Consider the following 11,325-nt stretch of genomic DNA (forward strand, 5'->3'; position numbering starts at 1 on the left):
AAAATAATGTTACCAAATTAGGAGGAGTAATAAGAATGCAAAAAGTGCGCTTTATTTATAACCCATATTCTGGTGAAAACGCAATCTTAAATGAACTTAATAATGTAATAAAAATTCATCAAAATGCTGGATATCAAATAGTTCCATATATGATAGAAAGAGGACGAGATATAATAGAAGCTTTAGATTGTGTTGATAATAGTTATGCATACATACTTGTAGCTGGGGGAGATGGGACTGTAGATTCAGTTCTAAATGCAATGATGAAAAGAAAAATAAACCTTCCAATAGGAATATTGCCAGTTGGAACTGCAAATGATTTTGGAAAGTTTATAGAAATGCCACAAAATATAACTAAGGCCTGTGAAAGAATTATAAATTCAAAACCACAAAAAGTTGATATAGGAAAAATAAATGAAAAGTATTTTATAAATGTTGCAAGCACAGGTTTATTTACTGATGTATCACAAAAAACAGATGTACATCTTAAAAATGCAATAGGAAAGCTTGCTTACTATATTAAAGGTTTAGAAGAATTACCAAACTTTAGAAAACTTAAGATTAATATAAAATCAAAGCAATACAATTACGATGGAGAAATGTACTTGCTATTAGTTTTTAATGGTAAGACAGCAGGTAACTTAAATTTAGCAACAAAAGCTGATGCACAAGATGGAATGCTTGATTTAATACTATTTAAAGCAGTTCCAGTAATAGAGCTTGTACCATTATTTTTAAAGGTATTAAGAGGAGATCATTTAGATTCAAATAAGGTTGTATACTTTAAAACAGATGATGTATTAATAGAATGTAATGAAGATTTAGTTACTGATATAGATGGAGAAAAAGGTCCAGATTTCCCACTTAGAATACAATGTATAAAAGGTGGAATAGAAGTTCTAGGACTTAAGGAATAATAATATATAATTATTAATAAGTATAGATAATAAATAGATTTTAAGGAGTGTAGGAAAATGAACCTTATATATTATATTATTTTATTATCTATACTTTTTTTTGTTTTATTTTTAATACATAAAACATTAGAAAATGCACCTAAAAAGATAAAGATATTACTAAGTTTATGTCTTATAACAATTATTTTAAGAACAATAGTTTTAATTTCTATGTGCATAATTAAAGATGCATCTTTAATATATTATTTGAAATATTTTACTAATTTAAATTATATATTTGTTCCAGTTATAGTTATGATTTTATATTATATAAATTTTAGATTTGATAATATGAGTTTTAATATAAACTACATTATAGCTTCACTTCTTAGCATATTATATTTAATCTGTATAAAATTAAGTAAAATAATAATTAAAGTTGATTTAAACTTTGGATATGTTATGGAACTTAATAATAAAAAAATTATAAATATAATAGTTATAGTTTTACTTGGAGCATTATTACTTACTGGGGTGCTTTTAATAGATAAGAAAAATTCTAACAAAATAAATATAGTACTTTTAGTATGTTATGTATTTTTAACTATTATTGAGAATGTAGCAATAACTATGAATATTTGGATATTCCCATATAGTATAGTTAATGAAATTTTTCTTATGCTTTTAATAAATAAGTCTCTAAATGGATTTAAAATAAAGTAATTATAAATAAATACTATAAAAATGTTGCCTTTTAAGACTAATAATATATAATATAAGTATAGACAATTTTTATAATTTGAAACAAATCAAGGTTTTGTGTTATACAAAGCCGTTTTTTTCACGTCTAAGAACTATTAAATTAACAAAAAAAGGTGGTGTTTTTAAATGGAGGGTGGACCTCAATTAAGTGAGAATCCAAAACTCAATAACATGTCTTTAGGAGTAATACCTCTGTTTATTAATATTAATCATTAATTATAATAAAGGTTGCGCTCCTTAAGGCATGAGTAGGAGGCAATTATTATGAAACAATTAACAGTGTTTTTATACACAAATATACTAGGAAATAAAATATACGATGAGTTTGGTGATGTTTTAGGAACGCTTAGAGATGTATATGTAACAACAGAAGATGGGTATCCTAGAATAATAGGATATAAAGTTAGAAGAGATGGTTCAATATATCATTATGAATTTAGAGATATTAATTTTTATGATGATGATGGAAAAGTTCTTATAAAGACTAAGGGGAGTAAAGAAATACTTCCAAGAACTTATAGCTACTTATTATCAAGACATCTTTTAGATAAAAAGATAGTTGACATTAATGGTAAACAAGTCGTTAGAGTTGATGATTTAAGAATTGCAAAAATTGCAGGGGAATATAGAGTAGTTGCAGTTGAAACAGGACCTCTTGCTAAATATAGAAGAATGGGACTTGGTTGGGCTGCAAAGTTTATTTATAAGATACTTAGAAAAAGCTATGAAGATACAGTTCTAATGTGGGATGATGTTGAATCATTAGAAATGATAAATAATGATTTAAAGCTTCAAATTCCATATCAAAAACTATCAAAACTTCACCCAGCTGACCTTGCAGATATCTTAGAAGAACTAGATAGTAAATCAAGAAAACAAGTTTTTGAATCTTTAGATGAAGATTTAGCAGCTGATGCATTAGAAGAATTAGACCAAGAATATAAAGGTAAAATTATTAAGGAATTATCAGAAAGTAAAGCAGCAGAACTTTTAGAAAATATGCCAAGTGATGAAATTGCAGACCTTTTAGATGAACTTGATGAAGAAGAAAGAGAAAAGATCTTGGCAAACCTTGAAAAAGAAGATGCAGAAGAAGTTAAAGAACTTCTAGAATATGAAGATGAATCTGTTGGTAGTATAATGGCTAAAGATTTTATTTCACTTAATTTAGATATAACAGTTAAAGAAACTGTTGATATTTTAAAGGAAATGGAACCTGATGAAGAAGACATGTACTATATCTATATAACGGATAATGAAGATAAAGTTCAAGGTATTATTTCTTTAAGAGATCTTATATTAACTCCAGGTGAAAATAAATTAAGAGATGTAATGGATACTAATTTTGAGTATCTTAGAAATTATGATAATATAGAAGAAGCTATAGAGCTTACAACAAAGTATGATTTATTATCTATACCAGTTGTAGATGAAGAAGAAAAATTAGTAGGTATTGTTATTATACATGATATTATAGATGAATATTTACATCCATCATGGAAAAAGAAAAATAGAAAAGTTTAATAAAATAAAAAAATTATTAACTGAAAAAAGTATTGACTTATTAGCGAAGGACATAGAGGTTTAACTATGGACTTCGCTATTTTTATTATATAAATTATAAGTATTTAAAATAAACAATTAATAATAGATTGGTAATTTTTTTGCAAGATTAATAATGAAAAATGTGTTGACAAAAAGATTTATAAGCATATAATAAAAATATAAAGTTTATTAAAATACTCTGAATTAAAAACTATGAAAAAGTAAAGTAGTATAAAGGAAGATTACAGAGAGAAAAGCATAGCTGAAAGCTTTTTATCTAGAATTTATATGAAGTGCGCTTTGGAGTTGATATCCTGAATTTTAAGTAAGGTTATCCGGGTTCTCCCGTTATAGTGATATGGTATAAAATGTACCAAATTTTAAGGTGGAATTAGTCTTTTATCTTACTAATTCAATTAGAGTGGAACCGCGAGAAGTTACTTCGTCTCTATGTAGTAGAGAGGGAGTTTTTTTTTATAAAAATAATTAAATGTATTCTATGGAGGTATAAAAAATGATTTATGAAAGTGTAGTGGAATTAATAGGAAACACACCTATGTTAAAATTAAAAAAAGAAGATGAAAATAGTGCGGATATTTATGTTAAGCTTGAAAAGTTTAATGCAACTGGAAGTGTAAAAGATAGAGCAGCACTTGGTATGATTGAAAAGGCAGAAAAAGATAATCATATAAAACCAGGTGACACTATAGTTGAACCAACAAGTGGAAATACAGGAATTGCACTTGCTATGATTGGAAAGCTTAAAGGTTATAAGGTAATAATAGTAATGCCAGAGACTATGAGTGAAGAAAGAAGATCTTTAATCAAAGCGTATGGTGCAGAACTTATTTTAACTGATGGGAAAAAAGGTATGAAAGGTGCAATTGCAAAAGCAGAAGAACTTTCAAAGAAACCAGGATATTTCATTCCAAGCCAATTTGATAATGAAGCTAATAAAGAAAAACATTATGAAACAACAGCAGAAGAAATATTAAAAGATGTACCAGATGTTGATGTGTTTATTGCAGGAGTAGGAACTGGGGGTACAGTTACTGGAGTTTCTAAAAAATTAAAAGAAAGATTAAAAAACGTAAGAACAATTGCAGCAGAACCTGAAAAATCTAAAGTATTAAGTGGTGGAAGACCAGGTCCACATAGTATACAAGGTATAGGTGCTGGATTTATTCCTTCAATTTATGAAAGTGAAGTTATAGATGAGGTTTTTGCAGTAACTGATGAAGATGCATTTAAAGAAGCTAAGGAATTTGCAGCTAAGGAAGGATTATTAGTTGGTATTTCAACTGGATGTGCACTTAGTGTAGCTAAAAATATTGCCAAGGAAATAGGAAAAGATAAAAAAATTGTTTTAATAGCACCAGATGGTGGAGAAAAGTATATCTCAATGGGTTTATACGACTAAGGAGGAAAGATTGCTGTGTTTAAAAAACTTAATTATGATTTAGATAGAGTATTAAAAGAAGACCCAGCAGCAAGAAGTAAGTTAGAAGTATTTTTGTTATATCCAAGTATAAATGCTTTAATTGTTTATAGAATAGCTCATAAATTATATAATAAAAAGTGTTTCTTTTTAGCAAGATTATTGTCTCAACTAGCAAGATTTTTTACAGGGATAGAAATACATCCAGGAGCTAAAATAGGAAGAGGCTTATTCATTGATCATGGTATGGGAGTTGTAATTGGAGAAACTGCAGAGATTGGAGATAATGTTACAATATATCATGGCGTAACCCTTGGAGGAACTGGAAAAGATAAAGGAAAAAGACACCCTACTGTAAAAGATAATGTTATAATAGGAGCTGGAGCTAAAATATTAGGTCCTATAACAATTGGAAATAATGTAAAAGTAGGAGCAAATTCAGTTGTATTAAAAAATGTACCAGATAACGCTACAGCTGTAGGTATACCTGCTAAAATTATTGTTAAAGATAATAGGAAAAATGATAATAGAGAAGATTGCAAAAAAGATAATATTATTGAAATAAGTTATTATATTTAGAATGATAAAAGGAATAATATAGTGCATGGATAAACAAGAAAAAATTATTGAGTTTTGTAAATCTATAAATCTAGATTTAGTTGGATTTATAAAATGTAGAGAATTTAGTGAACTTAAAGAATTTTATTCTGAAAGAAAAGAATATAAACTTGAGAATGAGTTTGAAGAAGCGGATATTTTAAAGAGGATAAATCCTAAAACTTATATGAAAGATGGAAAAACCATAATTTCAATAGCTTTTCCTTATAATACTAATGAAAATATATGTGATAATGGTTTTTCCATTTATACAAAAGGAATGGATTATCATAATGTAGTTCATAAATATTTAGAAAAAATATGTGAATTTATAAAAAGCTTAGGTGGAGAATGCGTGGCCTTTACTGATAGCAACCATTTACCTGAAAGACATATAGCAGCTTTAGCTGGAGTTGGATTTATTGGAAAAAACAATATGCTAATAACTGAGAAGTATGGGTCATATGTTTTTTTAGGAGAAATAATAACAGATTTAGAAGTATATAATGAAGATAAAACTATATTTTACAATATAAAAGAATATAGTAAATGTGGTGAATGTAGTATTTGTTTTAATGAATGTCCAACTAAGTCTATAAATAATTTTAGAAGAAATCCTAATATATGTGTTTCGTATTTAACTCAAAAGAAAGAATTAAATAATAAAGAGATTGATTTACTAAATGGAAGAATATTTGGATGTGATAGTTGTCAAATGAAATGTTCTTATAATGAAAATGTTAGTTTCACTAATTTAAAAGAATTTGAAGTAAAAGATTTTATGAAAAATGATGATGAAGATTTCATAATAAATATTAATAATTCATTATTTAAAGAAACTTTTAAAACTACATCATGTGGATGGAGAGGAAAAAATACATTAATAAGAAATGCTATGATTAGAAAGAAAAAGTTTAAGAATAAGGAACTCGGAAATATAAAGAGTGAATCTCCATATATAAAAGAGTATATAAATATCTTATCTAAAGAAAATTCTTAATTTAGGTAATTTTATAATGTACCATATAATAGGTGAATAAGCATCTATTATATGGTATTTATTATTTTCTTAAAAAATTAGTTTAAAATAAAATATAAGTAGTATATACTTATATATGCTATTATATAATTTATATTATTTATAAATAATTATCAAAAGAATAATTACAATTATTCTAAATATTTGAATATTAAAATATTATATAATATAATTAATAGTAATTATAGGGATAAAATAGGAAGTAGGTGAAATATCTTATGTTATCACCATTTATGGCAAACGTTATGAAAATATTACCAGAGAACTTAGTAGTATTTGCTGGAAAAAAGATAACAGATAGATACATAAAAAATCATGCAAATATGCACATTGAAGGATATGACAAAATAAAAGATATAAAAAGACCTGTAGTGTTTATATGCAACCATTTAAGTAATTCAGATGGATTGATTTTAAATAAAATATTAAAAAAGGACTTTGATCCATACTTTGTAGCGGGAGTAAAACTTTCAAATGATCCTATAACTAATATAGGAATTAAGATGGTTAAGAATATACCAATAAAACCTAATACTGCAGATAAAGAAGCTATGACTAAAATGGTTAAGGCAGTAAGAGGTGGAGAAAGCCTTCTAATATTCCCAGAAGGAACAAGAAGCAGAACTGGTGCTATGATAGAAGGTAAGAAAGGTGTATTACTTCTTGCTAAAATAAAAAATGCAACAGTTATTCCAATAGGTATAAGTGGAACTGAAAAGTTACTTCCAATATGTCCTGAAGGAGATATGGGAGGAGAGAAGTGGCAAGATGCTGATGTCACTGTAAAATTTGGTGATCCAGTAGAGCTTCCAAGTAAAGAAAAAGAAGAAACTAAGCATGAGCATGATAATAGATGTATGGAAGTTTTAATGAAATCTATAGCTAATCTTTTACCAGAAAGTTATAGAGGAGTATATAAATAAATATAACTAAGACTATAAATTTAATTAATATTAATTGTAATATTAGATTAAAATATAATTAACTCGCTCTTTTTTAGGGCGAGTTTCTTTACAATATAAAATAAAGGGAACATGAATTTATACTAATAAAGTAGACTAGAGGTGGAAAAATGAAAAAAAGAACTAAAGAAATACTTGATATATTAAAAGAAACATATCCGGATGCTAAATGTGAGCTTAATTATGAAACACCGTTTCAATTACTAGTAGCAACTATTTTATCAGCACAAACTACTGATAAGAAGGTAAATGAAGTTACTAAAGATTTATTTAAAGAATATCCAGATGTAGATTCATTTTTAAAGCTAACAAATGAAGAACTAGAAGAAAGAATAAAACAAATAGGTCTATATAGAAATAAAGCTAAAAATTTAGTATTAATGTGTAGACAACTTAAAGAAAAATTTAATGGTGAAGTTCCAAAGACTATGGAAGAGATAATGTCATTAGCTGGTGCTGGAAGAAAGACTGCTAATGTAGTTTTATCTAATGCTTTTGGAGTGCCATCAATAGCAGTAGATACCCATGTGTTTAGAGTATCAAATAGATTAGACTTAGCTCATTCAGAGAATGTATTAGAAGTTGAGAAACAACTTATGAAAGAAATTCCTAAAAAGGAATGGAGCCTTACACATCATCTTTTAATATTCCATGGAAGAAGATGTTGTACTGCTAAGAAACCTAAGTGTTCAGAATGTCCATTAAATCATATATGTAAATGGGACGATAAGAAAAGTTATATGTAAGTTATAAAATATTAAAAAATAGTAGCTTAATTTTTTAAGCTACTATTTTGGTTTTTAACTAGCACTTTTTTGAATTTTATTAGCAACTTTATTGTTATACATAAACATTCCGATAGATGCTATTATTACAATTGCATATCCAACAAAGCTAAATGCTGTAGGTATTTGACCGAAAAGTGTAAATCCAATTAATGCAGTAAATACTATTTGAGTATATGAGTATATAGATATTTCTCTAGCTGGTGCATGTTTGTATGCAGCAGTAAGAGCAAATTGTGCAACAGAAGCTGCAACACCTGCCATTAGTAAGTAAAATAATTGTTCCATGGTAAATGGTTTAAAATCTACTAATACAAATGGTAGAGTTGAAATTATTGAGAAGAAAGAGAAGAAAAATACTATTGTAGGACCTTTTTCTCTTCCACCTAAAAATCTAACAAATGTATAAGCTCCACCAGCAAAAATTGCAGATGATAGACCTATTAACGCAGGTATTATTTCCAAACTAAAAGTAGGTCTTATTATAAATAAACTTCCAACAAATGCTACGATTAGTATTATTATTTGATTCTTTGTAATTTTTTCTCTTAAGAATAGGCTAGAAAAAATAATTGTAAAGAATGGTGAAAGTTGATTTAACATATTAGCATCAGCTAGTATAAGATGCTCTATTGCATAGAAGTTAGCTATGATTCCTATAGTACCTAGCAATGCTCTTCCTATTAAGTATTTTCTATTTTCTGCTTTACCAAATAGACAGTCTCCACTTTTTTTTACTAAGTAAAAGGCTACGATACAGCTTACTACATTTCTAAATAAGCTTTTTTCTATTGAAGGTAAATCACCAGAAAGTTTAACGAAAGTACTCATTATAGCGAAAGAAATCGCTGAAACTATCATTAATATAATTGCTTTATTTTTTTCTTTCATGTCTTAAAATGTCTCCTTATTTTTTTATATGGTTACATTATACCATTATATTTATAAATTCAAAGGATAATAATTATTAGATAGTTTAAATTTACCGAACCACTATTATTAAAAATTTAATAAGTAGTGGTACTTCATTTATTAATGCTATTTATTATAATATTAATATAGGTTAAAATAATAGAGTCAAAAACACATATTTAAAGTGTATAGTTATTTTGGAGGTAAAATATGAAAGTTGGAGTAATAATGGGGGGTATCTCATCAGAAAGAGAGATATCATTAAATAGTGGAGAATCAATCTTAGAAAATATAGATAAAAACAAATATGATGTTGTTAAGATTGTAATAGACAAAAAAGAGGATATAATAAACAAAGTAAGAGAAGAAAAAATAGACTTTGCATTATTAGCTCTTCATGGTCAATTTGGTGAAGATGGAACTGTTCAATCAGTATTACAAGTTTTAGATATACCATACTCAGGATGTGGTCCATTAAGCAGTGCAGCATGCATGGATAAGGATATGTCAAAAAGTCTTTTAAAAGCTGCAGGTATAAGAACAGCACCTTGGATAAACTTAAGAAGTGTTGAAGAAATAGATTATGAAGAAATAGAAAAGTTAGGATATCCAGTCGTTATAAAGCCAACTCATGGTGGATCAAGTGTTGCAACATTTATAATTAAAGAAAAAGATGAAGTATTACATGCAGTAGAAGAAGGTTTTAAATGGGATAGTGAAGTAATGATAGAAAAATTCATCAAAGGTGAAGAAATAACTTGCCCTGTATTTGGTGATGAAATGTATCCTGTAGTTGCTATTAAGCCTAATTCAGAATTCTTTGATTACGAAGCTAAATATAAAGATGGTGGAGCAGATGAATTTGTTATAAATTTAGAAGAAGAACTTCACAATGAAGTAGAAAAAATGGCTCTTGATACTTACAGAGCGTTAAAATGTGCAGTATATGCAAGAGTTGATATGATAATTACAGAAGATAAAGTTCCTTATATATTAGAAGTTAACACTTTACCTGGAATGACTAAGAATAGCCTATTCCCAAAAAGTGCTGCAGGAAAAAATATATCATATAGTGGACTTATAGACGATATAATAGAAGCATCTTTAAAAGAAAAAAGATAATTTAAAAGCCAATCTACATAATAAGTGTAGGTTGGTTTTTATATATGCTAGTATATGTACTAGGGGATATTTATAATTATATGTTTAATTATCTGCATAGTGTGATGTTCTAAATAAATGTTGTTATAGGGTTAAAAGCATTGTGAAATTAAAGTTGGAATATCGCATATTTTGTCGTAGTATGTAGTATTACATTTAAGCAAAGTAGTTGGGAGAATGAATAAATATTAAATGAAATTGCTTGTCCTATACAATCAAATACTTTAAGTAAATATGGAATGGACTAAAAAATTTAAGAACAAAAAATTGCACTTAGAAGTTTTGAAGATATTATTTTGTTTGAGAAAGAATTTTCAAATATATGAACAAACCAATATAGATATGAGTCTAAATATTTGGTAGCAACCCCTTTGAAAAATGCTAACCAAATTCGTAATTTTCTACAAAATAAATTAGTCAAATTACGCAACTCAATTTCCTTTAATTTTGAATATCCTTTTAATTTCATAAGATTTTTATTTAACCTTTTTGATATAGAAATTGCATACCTATCTAAAAATCCTATTACTTGAGATTTGAAGTTTAATTTATCTTTTATTAACCTATAAGATTTCTTTTGATTTAATATATCTTTAGATATTATTTGAGCAAATGAGGTTTTATTTTCATTTACGCATACTGAAATAAATACTTTTTTTCTATTTTGATTAAGTAAATATAAGTTTTTCTTTCCTTTGAAATTTTCATATAAATAAATATTTTTAAATCCAATATAGTTATCTAAATAAATAGATTTGTTGCATATTGGAAGTTTATTTAAAATTTTATGTCTCCATTGAAATGATGTATTTATTGAAATATTTAATTTTGAAGCACATTCACGTATTGTTTTTCCAGAGAACATTAATTTGCAATATTGATACCAATGTTCTGTAGATTTTTTTGAATTATACCAGACTGTATTAGTACAGTCAGAAAAAGTTTTATTACATGATTGATTTTTACACTTATATCTTTGGATTTTATTATATTTTCCATACTTTATAAATTCTGAAGAAGAACAAAATGGACATTCCTTAAATTTTCTCATAAATATTCACCTCATTAAATTATAGACAAAAAAATAGAGATATAAACATAACAACAATTAATTAGAACATTAAGATAAGAGTTATATTTATAATGTGCAAATAGAGATATAATAGGTATATAATTAGTTCTTGATATAATTAGAATTTACATATAAAATGGAGAAAATTAGAATTTA

General features: G+C 26.6%; 11 protein-coding genes and 1 other annotated feature. Of the genes, 9 read left to right on the plus strand and 2 right to left on the minus strand.

Annotated features, from left to right (window positions below; all coding sequences use genetic code 11):
- Positions 1-35: 35 nt before the first annotated feature.
- The 8 genes from ACZ5TJ_RS04125 (at position 36) to nth (ending at position 7,985) form a co-directional block, all read left to right on the plus strand.
- Complete coding sequence (locus ACZ5TJ_RS04125) at positions 36-917, plus strand: YegS/Rv2252/BmrU family lipid kinase (protein ID WP_464201516.1); 882 nt, start codon at positions 36-38, stop codon at positions 915-917.
- A 57-nt stretch (positions 918-974) separates the two neighbouring features.
- Positions 975-1,619, plus strand: coding sequence for a hypothetical protein (locus ACZ5TJ_RS04130; protein ID WP_464201517.1), 645 nt, complete (start codon positions 975-977; stop codon positions 1,617-1,619).
- Positions 1,620-1,922: 303 nt separating this feature from the next.
- Complete coding sequence (locus tag ACZ5TJ_RS04135; RefSeq protein ID WP_464201518.1) at positions 1,923-3,182, plus strand: magnesium transporter; 1,260 nt, start codon at positions 1,923-1,925, stop codon at positions 3,180-3,182.
- 225 nt (positions 3,183-3,407) lie between these two features.
- Positions 3,408-3,656 (plus strand) — a binding site (T-box leader).
- Between the two features lie 61 nt (positions 3,657-3,717).
- Positions 3,718-4,623: a cysteine synthase A gene (gene cysK / locus ACZ5TJ_RS04140; RefSeq protein WP_464201519.1), complete on the plus strand. Its 906-nt coding sequence runs from the start codon at positions 3,718-3,720 to the stop codon at positions 4,621-4,623.
- 15 nt (positions 4,624-4,638) lie between these two features.
- Complete coding sequence (gene epsC, locus ACZ5TJ_RS04145; protein WP_464201520.1) at positions 4,639-5,220, plus strand: serine O-acetyltransferase EpsC; 582 nt, start codon at positions 4,639-4,641, stop codon at positions 5,218-5,220.
- A gap of 25 nt (positions 5,221-5,245) precedes the next feature.
- The gene (queG, locus tag ACZ5TJ_RS04150) at positions 5,246-6,238 is read left to right on the plus strand and encodes a tRNA epoxyqueuosine(34) reductase QueG (RefSeq protein WP_464201522.1); all 993 of its coding nucleotides are present in this window, start codon (positions 5,246-5,248) and stop codon (positions 6,236-6,238) included.
- 257 nt (positions 6,239-6,495) lie between these two features.
- A complete protein-coding gene (locus tag ACZ5TJ_RS04155; protein WP_464201523.1) occupies positions 6,496-7,200 on the plus strand; it encodes a lysophospholipid acyltransferase family protein in 705 nt (234 codons plus the stop codon).
- 149 nt (positions 7,201-7,349) lie between these two features.
- Positions 7,350-7,985, plus strand: coding sequence for an endonuclease III (gene nth, locus ACZ5TJ_RS04160; RefSeq protein WP_464201524.1), 636 nt, complete (start codon positions 7,350-7,352; stop codon positions 7,983-7,985).
- 54 nt (positions 7,986-8,039) lie between these two features.
- On the opposite strand, the gene ACZ5TJ_RS04165 is transcribed toward nth, so the two are convergent.
- Complete coding sequence (locus ACZ5TJ_RS04165) at positions 8,040-8,915, minus strand: DMT family transporter (protein ID WP_045725826.1); 876 nt, start codon at positions 8,913-8,915, stop codon at positions 8,040-8,042.
- 231 nt (positions 8,916-9,146) lie between these two features.
- Between ACZ5TJ_RS04165 and ACZ5TJ_RS04170 the strand changes: the two genes are divergently transcribed.
- Complete coding sequence (locus tag ACZ5TJ_RS04170) at positions 9,147-10,058, plus strand: D-alanine--D-alanine ligase (RefSeq protein WP_464201526.1); 912 nt, start codon at positions 9,147-9,149, stop codon at positions 10,056-10,058.
- A gap of 292 nt (positions 10,059-10,350) precedes the next feature.
- Here the strand turns inward: ACZ5TJ_RS04170 and ACZ5TJ_RS04175 are convergent, their stop codons facing one another.
- Positions 10,351-11,148 (minus strand): transposase-like zinc-binding domain-containing protein, encoded by a 798-nt coding sequence (locus tag ACZ5TJ_RS04175; RefSeq protein WP_464201527.1) that lies wholly within the window; start codon positions 11,146-11,148, stop codon positions 10,351-10,353.
- Between the last annotated feature and the right edge of the window lie 177 nt (positions 11,149-11,325).

It is taken from the genome of Clostridium budayi, assembly GCF_055396605.1.

What these genes read in the sequence shown, in the direction of transcription:
- ACZ5TJ_RS04165 (WP_045725826.1), bottom strand. Translation starts at nt 8,915, where the DNA reads ATGAAAGAAAAAAATAAAGCAATTATATTAATGATAGTTTCAGCGATT.
- ACZ5TJ_RS04175 (WP_464201527.1), bottom strand. Translation starts at nt 11,148, where the DNA reads ATGAGAAAATTTAAGGAATGTCCATTTTGTTCTTCTTCAGAATTTATA.
- ACZ5TJ_RS04135 (WP_464201518.1), top strand. Translation starts at nt 1,923, where the DNA reads ATGAAACAATTAACAGTGTTTTTATACACAAATATACTAGGAAATAAA.
- ACZ5TJ_RS04125 (WP_464201516.1), top strand. Translation starts at nt 36, where the DNA reads ATGCAAAAAGTGCGCTTTATTTATAACCCATATTCTGGTGAAAACGCA.
- nth (WP_464201524.1), top strand. Translation starts at nt 7,350, where the DNA reads ATGAAAAAAAGAACTAAAGAAATACTTGATATATTAAAAGAAACATAT.
- queG (WP_464201522.1), top strand. Translation starts at nt 5,246, where the DNA reads ATGGATAAACAAGAAAAAATTATTGAGTTTTGTAAATCTATAAATCTA.
- cysK (WP_464201519.1), top strand. Translation starts at nt 3,718, where the DNA reads ATGATTTATGAAAGTGTAGTGGAATTAATAGGAAACACACCTATGTTA.
- ACZ5TJ_RS04170 (WP_464201526.1), top strand. Translation starts at nt 9,147, where the DNA reads ATGAAAGTTGGAGTAATAATGGGGGGTATCTCATCAGAAAGAGAGATA.
- ACZ5TJ_RS04130 (WP_464201517.1), top strand. Translation starts at nt 975, where the DNA reads ATGAACCTTATATATTATATTATTTTATTATCTATACTTTTTTTTGTT.
- ACZ5TJ_RS04155 (WP_464201523.1), top strand. Translation starts at nt 6,496, where the DNA reads ATGTTATCACCATTTATGGCAAACGTTATGAAAATATTACCAGAGAAC.